Genomic DNA, 20068 nt, shown 5'->3' on the forward strand with positions numbered 1-20068 from the left:
TGTGTAAGCATAGTGGACGCAAAACAAAAAGGGCCAGACAATGTCTGGCCCTTTGGGTAACGAATGCTGAACGATCAGGCGTAGCCGTAGCTCATCAGACGTTGGTAGCGGCGATCCAACAACTCTTCTTTCGTGAAGGTATCGAGATCGGCCAGATCGGCAAGCAGCTGGGCCTTCAGTGACACACCAATCGCCAGTGGGTTGCGGTGTGCGCCGCCCAGGGGTTCCGGGATCACAGTATCAATCAGCTTCAGCTCTTTCAGACGCGGTGCAATGATGCCCATCGCTTCTGCGGCCAGTGGCGCTTTGTCGGCGCTTTTCCACAGAATAGATGCACAGCCTTCCGGCGAAATCACCGAGTAGGTGCTGTACTGCAACATGTTCACTTTGTCACCGACACCAATGGCCAGTGCGCCACCGGAACCGCCCTCACCGATAACAGTACAGATAACCGGCACGGTCAGGCCAGACATCTCACGCAGGTTGCGTGCGATGGCTTCAGACTGACCGCGCTCTTCTGCGCCCACACCAGGATAGGCACCCGGGGTGTCGATAAAGGTGATGATCGGCATATTAAAACGCTCGGCCATCTCCATCAGGCGCAGCGCTTTACGGTAACCTTCCGGCGCAGGCATGCCGAAGTTACGACGAATTTTCTCTTTGGTTTCACGCCCTTTCTGATGACCAATGATCATCACCGGACGGCCATCGAGACGCGCAGTACCACCAACGATAGCTTTATCATCGGCATAGGCGCGATCGCCCGCCAGCTCGTCAAAGTCAGTGAACACATTGCGAACATAGTCCAGCGTATACGGGCGCAGCGGATGACGCGCAAGCTGCGCGATCTGCCAGGCACCTAAATCTGAGAAGATTTTACGGGTCAGCTCAACGCTTTTATCGCGCAGACGCTGAATCTCTTCATCCAGATTAATATCCAGTTTTTCATCCTGACGGCCAACCGACTTGAGCGAATCAATTTTCGCTTCAAGCTCAGCGATTGGCTGTTCGAAATCCAGGTAATTAAGACTCATAATAATCCTGTTTTAGTCAAACTCCAGTTCCACCTGCTCCGATCCTATCAACGATCGCAGATCGTTCAGCAAACGATCGCTCGGCGACACGCGCCAGGTTGCACCGAAGCGCAACTTCGCCCGCGCATCCTCTCTCTGATAGTAGAGATGTACCGGAATTGTCCCCGAACGATGGGGTTCCAGGGATTGACGGAGACGGTTCAAAAGCTGGTCATCAATTTGCCTGTCCGTCAGCGAGATAGCAAGCCCACGTGCATATTTTTCACGTGCTTCATTAATGTCCATCATCTCGCGGGCCATCATTTTAAGCCCGCCGTTGAAGTCATCGAAGCTGACCTGCCCACTGACGATCAGGATACGGTCTTTCTCCAACATATGCTGGAACTTATCTAACGCATCTGTAAATAACATCACTTCCAGACGACCAGAACGGTCATCCAGGGTGCAGATGCCAATACGGTTACCGCGTTTTGTTACCATGACGCGGGCCGCCACCACCAGACCGGCTGCGGTGATCATCTTACCACGCTCGGTCGGGTGCATGTCTTTCAGGCGCAGTCCACCGACGTAGCGCTCAATCTCTTTCAAGTACTGGTTGATCGGGTGACCCGTTAAGTAAAGCCCTAACGTCTCTCTTTCGCCATCCAGTTGAATCTGTTCCGGCCATGGCGTGACGTCCGAATAGGACTTCTCTACCTGTTCCGGGGCTTCTGCCAGCACACCAAACATATCTGCCTGGCCGATGGCTTCGGCTTTGGCATGTTGGTCGGCTGCTTTCAATGCATCCGGTAAGGCGCTCATCAAGGCGGCGCGGTGCGGACCTAAACGGTCAAACGCGCCGGACATAATCAGTTTTTCCAGCACCCGCTTATTCAGCTTTTTGGTATCGGTGCGTGCGCAGAGGTCAAACAGCTCGCGGAAATACCCGCCCTCATTACGTGCGTCAATGATGGCTTCGATCGGGCCTTCGCCCACCCCTTTGATCGCGCCAATGCCGTAAACAATCTCGCCGTTATCGTTAACGTGGAACTGGTACTGCCCGGAGTTAATATCCGGCGGTAAGACCTTCAGCCCCATGCGCCAGCACTCATCCACCAGGCCAACTACCTTTTCGGTGTTGTCCATATCGGCAGTCATCACGGCGGCCATAAACTCAGCCGGATAGTGTGCTTTCAGCCACAAAGTCTGATAAGAGACCAGCGCATAAGCGGCGGAGTGAGATTTGTTAAATCCGTACCCGGCGAATTTTTCCACCAGGTCGAAGATTTTAACCGCCAGCTCGCCATCAATGCCGCGTGATTTCGCCCCATCTTCAAAGCCGCCACGCTGCTTGGCCATCTCAACCGGGTTCTTTTTACCCATCGCACGACGCAGCATATCCGCCCCGCCTAAGCTGTATCCTGCCAGTACCTGGGCGATCTGCATTACCTGTTCCTGATAGAGGATAATGCCGTAGGTCGGCTCCAGCACGGGCTTCAGCGACTCATGCTGCCACTGAATATCCGGATAAGATATCGCCTCACGCCCGTGTTTACGGTCAATGAAGTTATCCACCATGCCGGACTGAAGCGGGCCGGGACGGAACAAGGCAACCAGAGCGATCATATCCTCGAAGCAGTCAGGCTTCAGGCGTTTGATCAGGTCTTTCATGCCGCGTGATTCGAGCTGGAACACCGCCGTGGTTTCCGAGCGTTGCAGCATATCGAAACTTTTCTGATCTTCAAGCGGGATCGCCGCAATATCGATCGGATCTTTACCTTCTTTCGCACGACGGGCGTTGATCATCGCCAGCGCCCAGTCGATGATCGTCAGCGTGCGCAGCCCCAGGAAGTCAAATTTCACCAGCCCGGCATATTCCACATCGTTCTTATCGAACTGGGTAACCGGATGGTGGCCATTTTCGTCACAGTAGAGCGGGGCAAAATCAGTAATTTTGGTCGGCGCAATCACCACGCCCCCGGCATGCTTACCGGCGTTGCGCGTCACCCCTTCCAGAATGCGCGCCATGTCGATCAGCGCTTTAACCTCTTCATCTGCCTCATAGATTTCTGGCAGCTGCGGTTCTGCGGCAAAGGCTTTTTCCAGCGTCATACCGGGGTCAGGTGGCACCAGTTTGGAGATGCGATCCACGAAACCGTAAGGATGCCCCAGCACGCGGCCGACATCGCGGATGACCGCTTTTGCCGCCATGGTACCAAAGGTGATGATCTGTGAAACCGCCTGGCGCCCGTACATCTCAGCCACATGCTCAATCACCAGATCGCGTTTTTCCATACAGAAATCGACGTCGAAGTCGGGCATCGACACACGTTCCGGGTTGAGGAAACGTTCAAACAGCAGATCAAATTCGAGCGGGTCGAGGTCGGTAATTTTCAGCGCATAGGCCACCAGTGAACCGGCACCCGATCCACGTCCCGGCCCCACTGGCACATCGTTATCCTTCGACCACTGGATAAACTCCATCACGATCAGGAAGTAACCAGGGAATCCCATCTGGTTGATAACGTTGAGTTCAATATCCAGGCGCTCATCATAGGCGGGGCGGCGTTCGGCGCGCACCTGCTCATCAGGGAACAGAAACGCCAGGCGATCTTCCAGCCCTTCTTTCGATTTCACCACCAGGAAATCTTCCGTTGTCATGTCACCCGTCGGGAACTGCGGCAGGAAGTACTCACCCAGACGGATAGTGACGTTACAACGACGGGCAATTTCCACGCTGTTTTCCAGCGCTTCCGGGATGTCCGAGAACAGCTCGCACATCTCCTCACTGCTACGCATATACTGCTGCGGACTGTAGTTGCGCGGACGTTTTGGATCGTCGAGGGTAAAACCATCGTGGATGGCGACGCGGATTTCATGTGCATCGAATTCTGATTCCGTCAGGAAACAGACTTCGTTGGTGGCGACCACCGGGATCGCGTTCTCCATCGCCAGCGCAACGGCAGCATGCAGGTACGTTTCTTCGTCCGGGCGACCGGTACGAATCAGTTCAAGGTAGTAGCGATCGGGAAAATGATGCTGATAAAACGCCAGACACTCTGCGACCTGCGCCGTGTTGCCGCGCAACAGCATTTTACCGACATCGCCACGTCGTCCGCCTGACAATAAAATAATCCCCTGCTGATGCTCAACCAACCAGTCCCGATCAATCGTCGGGCCCGCCGGACCGTAGCCACGTTGGTAGGCTCGGGAAATCAACAAGGTGAGGTTTTGATAACCGTCGTTATCGGCGGCCAGTACGGTGATTTGGGACAGCTCATCACCCATGGCCTCACTACTGACGTTGAAATCTGCGCCAATAATCGGCTTCATGCCTTGACCGTGTGCAGTGCCGTAAAATTTTACCAGCCCACACAGGTTGGTGAAATCCGTGATCGCGATGGCTGGCATGCCCATTTTTGCCGCGTTTTTCACCAACGGGCCAGTTTTGGCTAGCCCATCGATCATGGAGTAGTCGCTGTGGACGCGTAAATGAATAAAACGAGGTTCGGCCATCGGTGATCCTGTTAAAACAGAGGAAGAAGATTAACTATTCTGCAAACGTGAAACGGCAGCGCTGCCACCGTAACCGTTATATCGGCTCACGCGTACACGCAACCGTAGCGGCAACATCGGCATCCATTAAGACATTGCGTACCGGAGCGAAACTGCGCCGATGCTGCGATGTCGCGCCAAACTGAGTCAGTTTTTCCATATGCAATGCGGTCGGGTAACCTTTGTGCTGGGCAAAACCATATTCAGGATAGAGCCGATCCAGCTCAGCCATTTCGCGGTCGCGTGTCACCTTCGCAATAATTGAAGCGGCGCTGATTTCTTTCACCAGGCTATCACCTTTAACCACTGCCTGACTGGGCATGGCCAGCGCCGGGCAACGGTTACCGTCAATCAGTACAAAGTCTGGCGTCAGGTGCAAACCGGCCACCGCACGCTGCATCGCCAGCATGGTGGCATGCAGAATATTCAGCTGATCAATCTCTTCCGGTTCTGCCCGGCCCAGGCTCCAGCTGAGTGCCTTCTCTTTGATCTCATCGTACAACGCCAGCCGGCGTTTTTCCGACAGTTTTTTCGAGTCGGCAAGCCCGACAATAGGCCGCGCCGGATCGAGGATCACGGCGGCAGTCACCACGGCGCCCACCAGCGGGCCACGGCCAACTTCATCAACGCCCGCAATCAGCGCGGCATTGGGATAAATAAATTCACTCATGGGCACAGCTCCAGTACGGCTGCCGCTGCCTGCTCATCGGCATTCCAGCGGATCTGATGATGGAGTTCAGCAAAAGTCGCCAGCAGTTTATCGCGGGTTTCACCTTGTGCCAGCAGCGGTTCTAATGCTGCGGCCAGCCGCTCGGGCTGACATTCATCCTGAAGCAGTTCTTTCACCAGCTCACGGCCCGCCAGCAGATTGGGGAGTGAGACGTAATCCGTTTTTACCAGGCGTTTTGCCAGCCAGAAGGTGAAAGGCTTCATACGATATCCCACCACCATCGGACACTTCGCCAGCATACACTCCAGCGCGGCCGTACCGGAAGCCAGCAGTGCGGCATCACTGGCGACCATTGCCTGTCGCCCTTTACCATCCAGCAGATGCATGGTCAGGTCAGGTGCAACCTCGGCTTTGATTTTCTCAAACTGCTCGCGACGGCGCGGATTCACCAGCGGCACCACAATTTCCAGCGCCGGGTATTTTGCCCGAAGCAGCATCGCCGTTCGCAGAAAATCGCCACTGAGCATCTCGACTTCAGCCCCACGACTGCCAGGAAGCAGTGCCAGACAAAGTGCATCCGGGGCAATGCCCAGCTCGCGGCGTGCAGCCTCTTTATCCGGTTCTATCGGCATCGCATCAGCCATGGTATGGCCAATAAAGCGACACGGCACATTAAAACGGTCGTAGAAAGCTTTTTCAAATGGCAGGAATGCCAGCACCAGGTCAGTGGAGCGACCAATCTTAAACACCCGTTTCTGACGCCATGCCCAAACGGACGGACTGACGTAGTGAATTGTCCGGATGCCCTGCTGTTTCAGACGCCCTTCCAGGGTGATATTGAAATCTGGCGCATCAATGCCGACAAAAACGTCAGGCTTTAGCGCAGTAAAGCGGCGGGTCAGATCGCGGCGTATATGTAACAGGCGACGCAGGCGGCCGAGCACTTCAACAATGCCCATCACCGCCAGTTCTTCCATTTCATACCAGGCTTCACAGCCTTCAGCCTGCATCAGCGGGCCAGCCACCCCAACAAAACGGGCGTCAGGATGCTTTTCTTTCAGCGCACGAATGAGACCTGCACCAAGAATATCGCCGGAGGTTTCTCCGGCGACAAGGGCAATCGTTAAGGGATGCTTTGGCATGAGTTAACGAATCAAACCCCTTGTAGAGCGGGCAAAGAAGTCATAGAACGGCTGAACTTCAGGATGCGCTTTCGCGATTTCCTCAATTTCAGGTTTCACTTCGTCCAGTGTTTTGCCGCTGCGGTACAACAGCTTGTAGGCGGCAGTAATCGCATGCAGCGCGTCTTTGCTGAACCCACGGCGCTTCAGGCCCACAAGGTTAATACCAAACGGCGTCGCATGGTTACCCTGCGCAATCACGTAGGGTGGCACATCCTGGGCAACGCCAGAACAACCACCTACCATCACATGAGCACCGATGATGCAGAACTGATGCACTGCCGTCATCCCCCCAATGATCGCATGATCATCGACGGTCACATGGCCGGCCAGCGTTGCGTTATTCGCCAGGATGCAATGACTTCCTACCACACAGTCGTGCGCCACGTGCGCATTGACCATCAGCAGGTTGTCATCACCGACTTTCGTCAGCCCACCGGACTGCGCCGTACCACGATGGATGGTGACGCTTTCACGGATGCGGTTACGGTCGCCGATCTCAACTCGCGTCGGTTCACCAGCGTATTTCAGATCCTGATTCGCTTCACCAATTGAAGCAAACTGGTAGATAGTATTGTCTTTACCGATAACGGTGTGACCATTGACCACTACATGGGACTTCAGAACCGTGCCTTCGCCGATCGAAACGTTCGCACCAACGATGCAAAACGGACCAATCTGGACACCGGCACCAATAATGGCGCCTTCTTCTACGATCGAGCTGGGGTGAATTACGGCGGTGCTATCAATCACGAATTAAGCCTCCCGGCTGCGGGCACACATCATCGTTGCTTCGCAGACAATTTTACCGTCAACAGTGGCCACACCTTTAAAGCGTGTCACACCACGGCGGGTTTTTTCGAAAGTGACTTCCATGATCATTTGGTCGCCTGGTACTACGGGGCGCTTGAAGCGCGCATCGTCAATACCGGCAAAGTAGTACAGCTCACCCGGCTCAAGTTTACCAACGCTTTTAAACGCCAGAATACCTGTTGCCTGTGCCATTGCTTCCAGAATCAGCACACCGGGAAAAATCGGTTTACCAGGGAAATGGCCCTGGAAAAACGGTTCGTTGACCGAGACGTTTTTTACTGCACGCAAGAACTTGTGTTCTTCAAACTCAAGGACGCGATCAACCAGTAAAAACGGATAACGGTGCGGTAAAAGTTCAATAATCTCTTCAATCTTCAGAGTATGAGTTTCAGTAGTCAAAATACTCTTCCTGTCCTAAAAATTCTGATGGCATCAATGACACGGCCCGCAACGATCATCCCATCGTCTGCAGGCCGCAAATTTTTCTGTACGCTAACGCTTTCGCATATTGTATTTATGAAAGCCGGGCAGCGTGATGTTGACGCGCTTAGTCTTTGCCGACCTTGCGTTCGATGGCTTTTAAGCGTTTGCTTATTTCATCGATGTTCATCACCAGAGCTGCAGTTTTGCGCCAGGATTTGTTGGGCTGTAGCGGAATCCCGGAGGAGTATACTCCAGGTTCAGTGATTGGCCTCATCACCATTCCCATCCCTGTGACGGTAACTTTGTCACAAATTTCCATATGACCATTAATCACGCTGGCACCACCAATCATGCAATAGCGGCCAATTTTCAGGCTGCCAGCCATAATTACGCCACCGGCCACTGCGGTGTTGTCGCCAATCACCACATTGTGAGCAATCTGGCACTGGTTATCTATGATAACACCATTCCCTATTTGGGTGTTATCGAGAGCACCGCGATCGATGGTGGTACAAGCACCAATTTCTACACGATCGCCAATGATCACCGTGCCAAGCTGGGGAATTTTCACCCAATTGCCACGATCGTTAGCATAACCGAAGCCATCAGAACCGATCACTGTGCCAGACTGAATCAGGCAATCACGGCCAATCTCAACTTCATGGTAGACAGAAACGTTGGCCCACAAGCGGCTACCGGCACCAATACGTGCCTTTTTACCCACAAAGCACCCTGGGCCGATAACAACATTATCGCCAAGGGTAACATCAGATTCGATCACCGCATTCGCGCCAATCGAGACATTATTGCCAAGCTGTGCGCTCGCATCAATCACGGCGCTGGGGGCGATATTTTTGGCAGGTTGCGGCGTAGTATCCAGCAACTGTGCCATACGGGCGTAGGTCAGATACGGGTTTTTAACCACCAGCGCTGCGCCAGGGAAAAATTCCAGATCCGCTTCAGTGAGCACCACGGCTGAAGCCTGACAGGCTGCGAGCTGCTCGCGGTAACGGCTGTTTGAAAGAAACGTGATCTGACCGGTTTGGGCGGATTGCATAGAAGCAATGCCGGAGATGGCGATATCGCCATCTCCGTGCAATTCTGCATCCAACTGCTGGGCTAAATCAGCCAGTCGAATTGAAGACATGAATTATTTAACCTGTTTCAGAACATCAGCAGTGATGTCTTTAGATTTAGCAGAGTATGCAACCGCATTTTGATCGATTACAACATCGTAACCTTCGCTATCAGCCACTTTCTGAACGGCGTCCTGGATACGGCTCAGGATCTTGTTACGCTCTTCCATCTGACGACGACGGTTGTCCTGCTCGAAAGCCTGCGCTTTCGATGAGAATGCTTCACGCTGCGCCATCACGTCTTTTTCCATGCGGCTGCGGTCGGCTGCCTTCATGGTAGAACCGTCACGCTGCAGACGCTGCATTTTAGTTTGCAGATCACGTTCCATACCCTGCAACTCAGTTGCACGGCCTTTGAATTCGTTCTCCAATTGCTTCGCAACGGTCGCACGCGCTGGTAACTGTTGGAAAATGCTGGAAACGTTCACCACTGCAATTTTATCAGCAGCCTGAGCACCGGCGGAAACCGCCAGAGCAATACCCAGACCTGCGGCACACAACAACTTTTTCACTATAAAACTCCTCACCATCAACGTTTGTGTCACGGACACATGTGTTGCGCTTACCCGCTCTTTTTTCAAACAGAGTAAGCGCGATACTCTCTTGCAGTGCTTCCGTGCAAATCCGAATTACCAGGTTTTACCAATGTTAAATTGGAACTGTTCGGCCTTATCTCCATCATACTTTTTGAACGGCTGGGCGTAAGAGAACACCAGCGGGCCCAGAGGGGACATCCATTGTAATGCCAGACCTGCTGACATACGGATGTTGCTTGGATCGCTGTAGTCCGGGATACCTGCTGCACGGGTGGCAGCAGTGTTTTCCCATTTGGTGTCCCACACAGTACCAGCGTCCACAAACAGGGACGTACGTACAGAGTTAGCGTACTTCTCACTCAGGAACGGCGTTGGGGTGATCAGCTCTGCGCTGGCAACCGCCATGGCGTTACCACCGATAGCATCATCGGAGTTACACACCTTATTCACATCGGTACCTGAACAGTCCGAAGAACCGTTATTCAGGTAAGCCGCTTTAGGACCAATGTTATTGGAACGGAAACCACGAACGGTGCTGGAACCACCGGCATAGAAGTTCTCATAGAACGGCATTTCTTTACCGCTCAGGCCATCCCCATAGCCCACACGGCCACGACCTAACAGAACCCAGGTACGATCCTGGTTCAGTGGCAGATACTGTTGCGTATCCAGCGTCGCTTTGTAGAAGGCATTATCGGAACCTGGGATGGTCACTTTACCGTTCAGGTTGGTACGGTTACCCGCCGTTGGGAAGAACCCACGGTCAAGGGTGTTATACGTCCAGCCATAGTTAAAGGTGAAGTCATCTGCGGAGTAGTCTTCATCACCAGACAACGTCGGATTCTGCCCCACAGAACGCAGGTAGCGCCACATGGCAACCTGAGGCTGCATATTAGACAGGCTGTTATGAACATAGCCCAGGCCAACACGCAAACTGTTGTTCTCATTGATTGGGAAGCCCAGCGTTCCATCCACACCATAACTTTTATTGGTGTAGTCAGACAGGTCAGCATCGTCCGCTTTAAAGTCATTATAGAAGACGCGGCCACCCAGGCTGACACCATCAACCGTGAAGTACGGGTCAGTCAGTGAGAATTCAGCATAGGTTTGGTAATCGTTCTTGGTTCCGCTGATGCCAACGGTATTACCCGTACCCAGCCAGTTATCCTGGGTGACGCCGACCTGGAAGCTCACGCCACTCTCGGTGCCGTAACCCACGCCGAAGTTCAATGTACCGGTGTTGCGTTCTTTCACCTTGTACACGACGTCGACCTGGTCAGGCGAACCTGGCACACGCTGAGTGTCAGTGTCGACGGTTTCGAAGTAACCCAGACGGTTCAGACGCTCTTTACCCTGCTCGACCAGGTCGCTGCCTAACCACGCACCTTCCATCTGGCGCATTTCGCGGCGCAGAACAGAGTCTTTAGAGGTGTCGTTACCTTCGAAGCGGACTTTGCGCACATAGAAACGGTTGCCCGCATCCACATTGATACGTAATTTTACGGTTTTGTTCGCATCATCAATTTCTGGCTGTGTCTGCACACGCGGATAAGCGTAGCCATAACGACCCAGCAGTTTCTTGATATCGTCTTCGATGCGCGTCACTTTCGAACCGTTATACAGTTCACCTGGGGTGATTTTACTCAGCGTTTCGATTTCTGCTGAGTGCCCGGCCAGATTACCCGTCACCGCAACACCGGAAAGCTTGTACTGCTCGCCTTCATTGATGTTAACGGTAATGTAGATACCTTTTTTATCTGGCGTCAGGCTGACCTGGGTTGAGTCGATATTGAATCGTGCGTAACCGCGATCCAGATAGAAACTGCGCAGGGTTTCAAGGTCACCCGCCAGTTTCTGTTTCTGGTATTTACGATCGCCGACGACGTTCCACCATGGCACATCATCACGCAGCTGGAAGCGCGAGATCAGTTCATCTGAACTGTACGCTTTATTACCCACGATGTTGATCTGTTGGATCTGAGCAGAGACACCTTCAGTAAACACCAGCTTCAGGTCAACACGGTTACGTGGCAGTGGCGTAACCACTGCTTTCACGCTGGCACTGTATTTACCGACGCTGTAATAGAAGTCTTCCAGGCCTTTCTCAATGGAGGAGATCGTGGTGCGATCCAGAGCTTCACCCACTCGCACACCGGATGCTTCAAGGTTCTGCTTGAGCATGTCCTCTTTCACCGCTTTGTTACCGGAGAAAGTGATACTGGCAATGGTCGGACGCTCTTTCACCTGGACGATCAACGTATTGCCGTCGCGCAGGACCTGAACATCTTCAAAATTCCCGGTGGCAAACAGTGCACGAATGGTGTTACTGAGATCTTCATCGGAGACAGTATCTCCAACGCGGACTGGCATACTGAGCAATGCCGCACCGACGGCGACTCGCTGCAGGCCTTCAAAGTGAATATCATTCACCACGAATCCGTCTGCACCGTATACGGTAGCGCTGCTAAGCAGCAGCGACGCTATGAGCAACTTTTTCATCGCCATCGTTTTTCTGCAATCTTCCTAACTAGTTCTCACAGACAATTTACCGATTGGTAAACTATAGCCTTGAGAAGTCATTGAATAGCGCAAGCCCCATTAACAGCACCAGCAAAATCGAGCCGATACGATAACTGAAGTCCTGAACTCGCTCGGACACCGGCCCTCCCTTGATCTTTTCGATCAACAGGAACAGCAAATGGCCACCATCTAACACCGGCAATGGGAACAGATTGATAATTCCAAGGTTCACGCTAATCAGAGCGAGGAACATCAGGTAGTAAATCAAACCGTATTCCGCTGACATCCCAGCACCCTGCGCGATCGAAATCGGCCCGCTGAGATTGTTCAACTTCACATCACCAACAATCAGTTTGCCCAGCATGCTGACCGTAAGCTTCATCAGTTGCCAGGTTTTCGCGCTGGCCTCACCGATTGCGGCAAACGGGCCATACTGGCGCACCGTTCTGTACTCTTCAGGCAGAGGAATAATGCGCGGTATCACTCCGGCAAACCCTTCGGCCTTGTTATGAGGATTAACGTCCGGTGTCAGTGTCAAACTGACCGTACTGCCCTGACGCTCCACCTCAATGGCTATATCTTTACCTGGATTATCGCGCACTGTGGCAACAAAATTTTGCCACTGGTCTAAAGGCTGACCATCGACTTTAACGATCCTGTCGCCAGCTTGCAAACCCGCTCGACTTGCAGCGGAATCCTTTTGCACCTGTGCCAACACCGATTCGATCTGTGGTCCACGCGGCTGTATCCCCAATGACGTCACGGGATCCTGCTTGTCTGGCTCAAACTGCCAGCCGTGCAGATTCACTGTCTTATCACTGGTTTTTTCACTGCCGAATGGCGCAAGGGTTAACGTGGTGCTTTCGTCACCAATCTTCGCAACCAGTGCCATACGCACAGCATCCCAATCAGGCGTTTCGATACCGTCAACGGCTTTAAGTTCCGTGCCTGGGGTAATTTGCGCTTCAGCAGCTGGCGATCCGCTCACTATTTCGCCAACAACCGGGCGTACACCCGGAACGCCGATGATAAACACCAGCCAATAGGCGAAGATGGCAAAGATGAAATTTGCGATAGGGCCGGCACTGATGATCGCGGCACGCTGGAGGACCGTTTTGTTATTGAAGGATTGATGGCGAAGTTCTGGCGGTACACTTTCTACACGCTCATCGAGCATCTTGACGTAGCCGCCCAGCGGGATCAACGCGATAACGTACTCAGTGCCCTGCTTGTCACGGCGCCGCCACAGCGCTTTACCGAAACCAATGGAGAAGCGCTCAACTTTCACGCCGCAACGGCGGGCTACCCAGAAATGGCCAAATTCATGCACGGTGATTAATATCCCCAGTGCAACAATAAAGGCAGCAAAACTCCAGAGTACGCTCAACATAATGTTTCCCTACAGCGTCCCAAAGACCAGCAGCAACAGGCAGGCAAACACCGGTACAGCTGCCGTGAGGCTGTCAATGCGATCAAGAATACCGCCGTGACCTGGAATAAGACTGCCGCTGTCTTTAATGCCCGCTTCGCGTTTAAACATGCTCTCGGTTAAATCACCCAGGACCGATGCAAGCGCGGCAGTAATTGAACAAATCAGCAATGTCGACAATGGCACTTGAAGCGGAGCGAACACGCTAAACAGCCATGAGAGTACTGCTGATGTCACCAGCCCGCCGAAGAAACCTTCCCACGTTTTACCTGGTGAGACCTTAGGTGCCAGCTTGTGTTTGCCGAATAATTTGCCAAACATATACGCGCCAGAGTCAGCTCCCCACACGAGGAACATCACATAAAGCAGCCACCATGCACCCGCATAATGGTCAGCTTCGTAGTGATACTGACGCAGCGCCAGCATCCCCCAGAAGAACGGGACAATGGTAAGCAACCCAAATACCAGACGTAATGGGCGGGAATTACGCCAAAATGCGGCAGAACCGGGATAGGACAAGACCAAAAGTAGCGCCACAATCCACCAGCCAAGTGACACCCACAAGGCGCCACCAATCTGCGGCAGATGCACGGAGTGCTGATATGCAGGCAATGTAAACAGCATAAAGGCCAGCAGCAGCCCACACAGCAGTGCAAGCCAGATGCGCTGTGAGCGGGCAGCAAAGCCCGCAAACTGGCCCCATTCCCACGCGGCCAGCATGCAGATCGCTAAAATTGTGATGGCAAACCCTAGCGGCGGCAGCATAAACAGCGCTGCAATGACGATAGGTATTAATATAAACGCGGTAATCAGGCGAGACTTTAACAAAGATTACCCCCAGTGCGCTTATGCGCCGCCGGGTGCTGCGCCGCCAAACCGACGCTCTCGTTGTGCAAACGCATTCAGTGCACCTTCAAAAACTTGTTCATCAAAATCAGGCCAAAGAGTATCGGTAAACCAAAACTCTGCATAGGCGACTTGCCACAGCAGGAAGTTACTAATCCGATGCTCTCCCCCGGTCCTTATTACCAGATCCACAGGTGCCAGTTCATTCAGGCAGAGATACGGGTGCAAGGTCTCTTCTTCGATCTGATCCGGGCGAAGAAGTCCTTCCTGTACCTGTTCTGCTATTTTTCTGACTCCGTGGATAATATCCCAACGTCCGCCATAATTCGCGGCAATGTTGAGTGTTAGTCCATTATTTTGTTGAGTAAGTTCTTCAGCACGGCGAATACGCTCTTGCAAACGTGTGTTGAACCGACTGATATCACCGATAATTTTCAACCGGACATTATGTTTGTGCAGGCTTTTTACTTCACTGTCGAGTGCCCAAACGAACAACTCCATCAGCGCCAGAACTTCCTGCTGAGGACGGTTCCAGTTTTCACTACTGAAGGCATAGAGTGTGAGCGCATCCAGCTTATTGCTCACCGCAAAACTCACGGCGCGACGGACGGATTTCACTCCCGCTTTATGACCAGAAATACGCAGCTTGCCCTGGCTTTTAGCCCAGCGACCATTGCCATCCATAATGATGGCCACATGGCGGGGGCCTGCCCCCTGCTGGTCATCGGTTTGTAATTGATTTTCGGACGACATAATGCGTAATTATTTCCTTATTCAGAAATATACCCTTCATATTTTAAGCTGCTGCTGCGCCGACCGCCGACATTCGCGCCTGTCACTTACTACTGTAAGCGTAAACAGAACAATGCCTTGCCGCCTTGCTGCAGCGCCAATGATTTGGGTATGCAATGGCTTCTGAAATATCTCACCCGCCCGGCGTAAATAGACTGCAATTGCACGAACTTATCCGCTTAATCACGCACTGGCACCGGAACGGTGGGGCAAGACTATACCACCTCCGCCCAGCGCTCACAAATAGCGGCGCGTTAAATCGCGCTGGCTCTGCCTGCAGAAAAACGTGGCAGTAAAGCACTTGCCATCGCGCGGGCTTCCCGGTCAATGGCAATCACCGCGTCGACGCTAGAAGGTTCCTGGCAGGACAGTGTCTCCAGTACCGCAACATTCAAAGCAGCAATATCGGTAAAGCGGATCTCAGACGCAAGAAACGCGGCAACCGCAATTTCATTCGCCGCATTCAGCATGGTGGTCGCCGCCTGCCCGGTAATACTGGCATCAATAGCCAGTTTCAGGCAGGGATAGCGCGCATAATCAGGCTCAGAGAAGGTCAATGCCGACATACGTGTGAAATCAAGCGGTTGGGCACCTGAAGTCACGCGCTGCGGCCAGGCCATCGCGTGAGCAATTGGCGTACGCATATCCGGCGATCCAAGCTGGGCAATCACACTGCCATCACGATAACGGACCATTGAATGAATAACGGATTGCGGATGCAGAACCACTTCCATCTGCGCATCAGTCGCATTAAACAGCCAGCGGGCTTCAATATATTCCAGGCCTTTGTTCATCATGGTGGCCGAATCGACAGAGATTTTTCGCCCCATCGACCAGTTCGGATGCGCACACGCCTGATCCGGCGTCATATGGCGTAACTCTGCCAATGGCGTCTCACGAAACGGGCCACCTGACCCCGTGAGGATAATGCTGTCAATGCCATTATCTTCTAAAGAAGCGTACCCTAACTGCTGCTGGAGGGAAGCAGGCAAACTCTGAAAAATGGCGTTGTGCTCGCTATCGATGGGCAACAACTGCGCTTTCGAGGCGCTTACTGCCTCCAGGAATAGGCGGCCGCAGGTCACAAGCGACTCTTTATTGGCCAGTAAGACCTGTTTTCCAGCGCGAATTGCAGCCAGGGTAGGCAATAATCCTGCTGCACCAACAATCGCGGCCATTACCTGGTCCACACCATCCAACGCGGCCAGATCGCAGGCAGCCTGCTCCCCGCTTAACACTTCAGTGGCCACATTCAGATCTTTCAGACGAAGACGCAGTGTTTCAGCCGCTTTACTATCTGACATTGCGGCGTAATCCGGGCGAAATGCCAGGCATTGTTCGGCCATCAGTTCCACATTGCGCCCGGCAACCAGTGCCTTCACGGCAAACAAGTGAGGGTTAGCACGTACCACGGCCAGCGTGCTGGTCCCGATAGAGCCGGTCGAACCGAGGATCGTCAAGTGTTTCATGAGGCTGCTCTGTGTAATGACCCGGCGCAGGCAGCAATCAGGAGAAGGGAGAGAAACCTGCCGGGGAAGTTAACAAATGCAAAACGCCGTAAGACCGACCCTTCATGTGAATGGCAATCTGTACGGCGTTTCATTGGGTGATGACGAACTCAGAAGTCCATCAGCTCCGCTTCTTTTTCGGCCAGCGCAGTATCAATTTTCTTGATAAATACGTCAGTCATTTTCTGTACATCTTCCTGTGAACGACGATCATCGTCTTCACTGATCTCTTTGTCTTTCAGCAGTGCTTTCACTTTGTCATTCGCATCACGACGAACGTTACGCACAGACACACGACCCTGCTCAGCTTCACCGCGCACGATTTTGATCAGGTCTTTACGACGCTCTTCGGTCAATGCTGGCAATGGAACACGGATGTCTGTGCCTGCTGACATTGGGTTCAGACCCAGATCAGACGCCATGATCGCTTTTTCAACGGCAGCGCTGATAGAGCGGTCGAAGACGTTGACTTTCAGCGTACGCGAATCTTCTACGGTCACACTGGCCAGCTGACGCAGCGGGGTTGAAGAACCGTAATAATCGACCATGATACCGTCGAGAATACTCGGCGATGCACGGCCGGTGCGGATTTTGCTGATATGGTTTTTGAATGCCTCGACGCATTTATCCATGCGCGTTTCTGCATCTTTCTTGATGTCGTTAATCACGTGGGAACCCTTGGATTCTGTTTGATCCACCAGCCTCTGGCATCGCCAGAAGCCGTTCAAATACATTTAAAGATAATCCTGACATGCAGAATATACCTTATTTTAACCCTTTTAACCGCAGACTGATATTAATGCGTAATCAGTGTGCCTTCTTTTTCACCCATCACTACGCGACGCAGTGCGCCCGGCTTGTTCATATTGAACACGCGGATTGGCAGTGAATGGTCACGCGCCAGGGTAAAGGCGGCCAGATCCATCACTTTCAGTTCTTTATCCAGCACTTCAGTATAGGTCAACTGCTCGTGCAGGACCGCATCCGGGTTCTTCACCGGGTCGGAGGAGTACACGCCATCCACTTTGGTGGCCTTCAGCACCACATCGGCTTCGATTTCAATGCCACGCAGGCAGGCTGCAGAATCTGTGGTAAAGAACGGGTTACCGGTACCGGCGGAGAAAATCACCACGCGGTTATTACGCAGCAGGCTGATGGCTTCTGCCCAGCTGTAGTTGTCACACACACCGTTCAGCGGAATAGCCGACATCAGGCGGGCGTTAACATAGGCACGGTGCAACGCATCACGCATCGCCAGGCCATTCATCACGGTTGCCAGCATACCCATATGGTCGCCAACAACACGGTTCATACCAGCCTGAGCCAGACCAGCACCGCGGAACAGATTACCACCACCGATAACCACACCTACCTGAATGCCCAGTTCTACCAGTTCTTTCACTTCCTGAGCCATACGATCCAGCACGCTGGCATCGATACCGAAGCCTTCAGCACCTTGCAGGGCTTCGCCACTCAGTTTTAGCAGGATACGTTGATATACGGGTTTTGCATTGGTCGCCATGGTTTTTTTCCTGGAAGATATCGTCGAAAAGGGGTGTTAACTGTGTGCGGTATCATCCTAAAAGCATCAGAGAAATACTATTGGGATGAGACTGAAAATGCGCTGCCAAAAGCAGGCAAAAAAGAACCGCCATTTGGCGGTTCTTTTCGGATCATTAAGACTGCTTGGACATGGCAGCAACTTCTGCCGCAAAATCTGTCTCAGCTTTCTCAATGCCTTCGCCCACTTCAAAGCGGATGAAGTTGGTCACGTCTGCGTTTTTCTCTTTCAACAGTTGGCCCACAGTTTTGCTTGGGTCAATGACGAAAGGCTGGCCGGTCAGAGAAACTTCGCCGGTGAATTTCTTCATACGGCCTTCAACCATTTTCTCTGCGATTTCTTTTGGCTTGCCAGACTGCATAGCGATGTCCAGCTGAACCTGGTACTCTTTCTCTACCACTTCAGCAGACACGTCTTCAGGCTTAACGAATTCTGGTTTGCTTGCAGCAACATGCATTGCCAGCTGCTTAACCAGCTCTTCGTCAGCGCTTTTAGCCGCGATCAGAACGCCGATGCGAGCACCGTGCAGGTAGCTACCCAGTACTTCGCCTTCCAGAGTAGATACGCGACGAATGTTGATGTTTTCACCGATTTTAGCAACCAGTGCAACGCGCTCTTCTTCGAACTGTGCTTTCAGCACTTCAACGTCAGTGATTTTGCCTGCAACAGCAGCATCCAGCACTTTGTCAGCGAAAGCCTGGAAACCAGAATCTTTAGCAACGAAGTCAGTCTGGCAGTTAACTTCCAGAATCACTGCGTAGTTGCCGTCGATCTTAGTTTTGATCACGCCGTCAGCAGCAACGTTGCCTGCTTTCTTAGCGGCTTTGATCGCGCCAGATTTACGCATGTTCTCGATCGCCAGCTCGATGTCGCCGTTGGCTTCGGTCAGTGCTTTTTTACAATCCATCATGCCAGCGCCAGTGCGCTCGCGCAGTTCTTTTACCAGAGCAGCGGTAATATCAGCCATTCTCTAATCCTCGGTTAGCTTGCATCTGCCAGCTCGCCTTGCGGCGTTCGCTTGAGATGCCTGGTCTCGGGAGAAACATTCTGCCCCGCCGATTGTGACAACCGGCAAAGCGAAGTCGAAAAAATAAAGGGGCCAATCAAGGCCCCTTCCTTACAGATTCACATCTGATGTACAAGGGCTCTCTAAAGAGCAAGCCTTATTACTCAGCTTCAGCGAAGGTTTCTTCAGCTTGCTGAGCCAGGTCCTGAGAGCGACCTTCACGTACAGTGGTAGCCACTGCAGTCAGGTACAGGCTAACAGCACGGATTGCATCGTCATTACCAGGGATAATGAAGTCAACACCGTCTGGATCAGAGTTGGTATCAACGATAGCAAATACTGGGATACCCAGGTTGTTTGCTTCTTTGATAGCGATGTGTTCGTGATCTGCATCAACAACAAACAGTGCGTCTGGCAGGCCGCCCATATCTTTGATACCGCCCAGGCTGTTTTCCAGCTTGGCCAGTTCGCGGTCGCGCATCAACGCTTCTTTCTTGGTCAGTTTGTCGAAAGTGCCGTCCTGAGACTGAATTTCCAGATCTTTCAGACGTTTGATTGACTGACGAACAGTTTTCCAGTTAGTCAGCATACCACCCAACCAGCGGTGATTAACGAAGAACTGGTCGCAGCTCAGAGCGTGCTCTTTTACCGCTTCGCTTGCAGCGCGCTTAGTACCAACGAACAGAATCTTACCTTTACGGGAAGAGATCTTGCTCAACTCAGCCAGAGCTTCGTTGAACATTGGTACAGTTTTCTCAAGGTTGATGATGTGAACTTTGTTACGAGCGCCGAAGATGAATGGCTTCATTTTCGGGTTCCAGTAACGGGTCTGGTGACCGAAGTGTACACCGGCCTTGAGCATGTCGCGCATGGAAACAGTTGCCATGATTACCTCTATAGATATAGTTTGGGGTTAAGCCTCCACGTATCCCATACAACCGACCCATCGGCTCTTTCGAACCAGCAAGGCACCCCGGCGTAGGTGTCGATACGTGTGTGTTATTTACACATAGTGAGATTTATGCGTTTCTCTCATCGCAGTGAGAATCACCGAACAGAGAATCGTCGGCGCGCTTTAT

General features: G+C 52.6%; 17 protein-coding genes. All 17 read right to left on the reverse strand.

Annotation, left to right across the window (positions count from 1 at the left end; translation table 11 throughout):
• Nucleotides 1–74: 74 nt before the first annotated feature.
• Nucleotides 75–1034, reverse strand: coding sequence for an acetyl-CoA carboxylase carboxyl transferase subunit alpha (gene accA, locus FVB43_RS00090; RefSeq protein ID WP_133842182.1), 960 nt, complete (start codon nucleotides 1032–1034; stop codon nucleotides 75–77).
• Nucleotides 1035–1046: 12 nt separating this feature from the next.
• Nucleotides 1047–4529 carry a DNA polymerase III subunit alpha gene (gene dnaE / locus FVB43_RS00095; protein WP_167863199.1) on the reverse strand — a complete coding sequence of 1161 codons (3483 nt, stop codon included), beginning with the start codon at nucleotides 4527–4529 and terminating at the stop codon, nucleotides 1047–1049.
• A 76-nt stretch (nucleotides 4530–4605) separates the two neighbouring features.
• Nucleotides 4606–5238, reverse strand: coding sequence for a ribonuclease HII (gene rnhB / locus FVB43_RS00100; RefSeq protein WP_159336926.1), 633 nt, complete (start codon nucleotides 5236–5238; stop codon nucleotides 4606–4608).
• Nucleotides 5235–6380, reverse strand: coding sequence for a lipid-A-disaccharide synthase (gene lpxB / locus FVB43_RS00105; RefSeq protein ID WP_159336925.1), 1146 nt, complete (start codon nucleotides 6378–6380; stop codon nucleotides 5235–5237). Before lpxB ends, rnhB begins: the two co-directional genes overlap by 4 nt.
• A 3-nt stretch (nucleotides 6381–6383) precedes the next feature.
• Nucleotides 6384–7172 (reverse strand): acyl-ACP--UDP-N-acetylglucosamine O-acyltransferase, encoded by a 789-nt coding sequence (gene lpxA, locus FVB43_RS00110; RefSeq protein ID WP_133842186.1) that lies wholly within the window; start codon nucleotides 7170–7172, stop codon nucleotides 6384–6386.
• A 3-nt stretch (nucleotides 7173–7175) separates the two neighbouring features.
• Complete coding sequence (gene fabZ, locus FVB43_RS00115; RefSeq protein WP_133842187.1) at nucleotides 7176–7631, reverse strand: 3-hydroxyacyl-ACP dehydratase FabZ; 456 nt, start codon at nucleotides 7629–7631, stop codon at nucleotides 7176–7178.
• Nucleotides 7632–7779: 148 nt separating this feature from the next.
• Complete coding sequence (lpxD, locus tag FVB43_RS00120) at nucleotides 7780–8802, reverse strand: UDP-3-O-(3-hydroxymyristoyl)glucosamine N-acyltransferase (RefSeq protein WP_133842188.1); 1023 nt, start codon at nucleotides 8800–8802, stop codon at nucleotides 7780–7782.
• A 3-nt stretch (nucleotides 8803–8805) separates the two neighbouring features.
• The gene (gene skp / locus FVB43_RS00125; RefSeq protein ID WP_133842189.1) at nucleotides 8806–9303 is read right to left on the reverse strand and encodes a molecular chaperone Skp; all 498 of its coding nucleotides are present in this window, start codon (nucleotides 9301–9303) and stop codon (nucleotides 8806–8808) included.
• A gap of 117 nt (nucleotides 9304–9420) precedes the next feature.
• A complete protein-coding gene (gene bamA, locus FVB43_RS00130) occupies nucleotides 9421–11832 on the reverse strand; it encodes an outer membrane protein assembly factor BamA (RefSeq protein WP_133842190.1) in 2412 nt (803 codons plus the stop codon).
• Nucleotides 11833–11887: 55 nt separating this feature from the next.
• Complete coding sequence (rseP, locus tag FVB43_RS00135) at nucleotides 11888–13237, reverse strand: sigma E protease regulator RseP (protein ID WP_133842191.1); 1350 nt, start codon at nucleotides 13235–13237, stop codon at nucleotides 11888–11890.
• A gap of 9 nt (nucleotides 13238–13246) precedes the next feature.
• Nucleotides 13247–14104, reverse strand: a complete 858-nt coding sequence (gene cdsA / locus FVB43_RS00140) for a phosphatidate cytidylyltransferase (protein WP_159336923.1) — start codon at nucleotides 14102–14104, stop codon at nucleotides 13247–13249.
• 18 nt (nucleotides 14105–14122) lie between these two features.
• Nucleotides 14123–14875: a (2E,6E)-farnesyl-diphosphate-specific ditrans,polycis-undecaprenyl-diphosphate synthase gene (gene ispU / locus FVB43_RS00145; RefSeq protein WP_133842193.1), complete on the reverse strand. Its 753-nt coding sequence runs from the start codon at nucleotides 14873–14875 to the stop codon at nucleotides 14123–14125.
• A 293-nt stretch (nucleotides 14876–15168) separates the two neighbouring features.
• Nucleotides 15169–16383: a 1-deoxy-D-xylulose-5-phosphate reductoisomerase gene (ispC, locus tag FVB43_RS00150; protein WP_133842194.1), complete on the reverse strand. Its 1215-nt coding sequence runs from the start codon at nucleotides 16381–16383 to the stop codon at nucleotides 15169–15171.
• A 149-nt stretch (nucleotides 16384–16532) separates the two neighbouring features.
• Entirely contained in the window at nucleotides 16533–17090 is a 558-nt protein-coding gene (gene frr / locus FVB43_RS00155; protein WP_167863200.1) for a ribosome recycling factor, read from the reverse strand.
• A 128-nt stretch (nucleotides 17091–17218) separates the two neighbouring features.
• Nucleotides 17219–17944, reverse strand: a complete 726-nt coding sequence (pyrH, locus tag FVB43_RS00160) for a UMP kinase (protein WP_133842196.1) — start codon at nucleotides 17942–17944, stop codon at nucleotides 17219–17221.
• A gap of 154 nt (nucleotides 17945–18098) precedes the next feature.
• Nucleotides 18099–18950: a translation elongation factor Ts gene (gene tsf / locus FVB43_RS00165; RefSeq protein ID WP_133842197.1), complete on the reverse strand. Its 852-nt coding sequence runs from the start codon at nucleotides 18948–18950 to the stop codon at nucleotides 18099–18101.
• A 199-nt stretch (nucleotides 18951–19149) separates the two neighbouring features.
• The gene (gene rpsB / locus FVB43_RS00170) at nucleotides 19150–19875 is read right to left on the reverse strand and encodes a 30S ribosomal protein S2 (protein WP_133842198.1); all 726 of its coding nucleotides are present in this window, start codon (nucleotides 19873–19875) and stop codon (nucleotides 19150–19152) included.
• Between the last annotated feature and the right edge of the window lie 193 nt (nucleotides 19876–20068).

This window comes from Erwinia rhapontici, from assembly GCF_012271765.1.
In the GTDB taxonomy this organism is placed as follows: domain Bacteria; phylum Pseudomonadota; class Gammaproteobacteria; order Enterobacterales; family Enterobacteriaceae; genus Erwinia; species Erwinia rhapontici.

What these genes read in the sequence shown, in the direction of transcription:
- tsf (WP_133842197.1), bottom strand. Translation starts at nt 18,950, where the DNA reads ATGGCTGATATTACCGCTGCTCTGGTAAAAGAACTGCGCGAGCGCACT.
- rnhB (WP_159336926.1), bottom strand. Translation starts at nt 5,238, where the DNA reads ATGAGTGAATTTATTTATCCCAATGCCGCGCTGATTGCGGGCGTTGAT.
- accA (WP_133842182.1), bottom strand. Translation starts at nt 1,034, where the DNA reads ATGAGTCTTAATTACCTGGATTTCGAACAGCCAATCGCTGAGCTTGAA.
- lpxB (WP_159336925.1), bottom strand. Translation starts at nt 6,380, where the DNA reads ATGCCAAAGCATCCCTTAACGATTGCCCTTGTCGCCGGAGAAACCTCC.
- lpxD (WP_133842188.1), bottom strand. Translation starts at nt 8,802, where the DNA reads ATGTCTTCAATTCGACTGGCTGATTTAGCCCAGCAGTTGGATGCAGAA.
- pyrH (WP_133842196.1), bottom strand. Translation starts at nt 17,944, where the DNA reads ATGGCGACCAATGCAAAACCCGTATATCAACGTATCCTGCTAAAACTG.
- dnaE (WP_167863199.1), bottom strand. Translation starts at nt 4,529, where the DNA reads ATGGCCGAACCTCGTTTTATTCATTTACGCGTCCACAGCGACTACTCC.
- bamA (WP_133842190.1), bottom strand. Translation starts at nt 11,832, where the DNA reads ATGGCGATGAAAAAGTTGCTCATAGCGTCGCTGCTGCTTAGCAGCGCT.
- rseP (WP_133842191.1), bottom strand. Translation starts at nt 13,237, where the DNA reads ATGTTGAGCGTACTCTGGAGTTTTGCTGCCTTTATTGTTGCACTGGGG.
- ispU (WP_133842193.1), bottom strand. Translation starts at nt 14,875, where the DNA reads ATGTCGTCCGAAAATCAATTACAAACCGATGACCAGCAGGGGGCAGGC.
- rpsB (WP_133842198.1), bottom strand. Translation starts at nt 19,875, where the DNA reads ATGGCAACTGTTTCCATGCGCGACATGCTCAAGGCCGGTGTACACTTC.
- ispC (WP_133842194.1), bottom strand. Translation starts at nt 16,383, where the DNA reads ATGAAACACTTGACGATCCTCGGTTCGACCGGCTCTATCGGGACCAGC.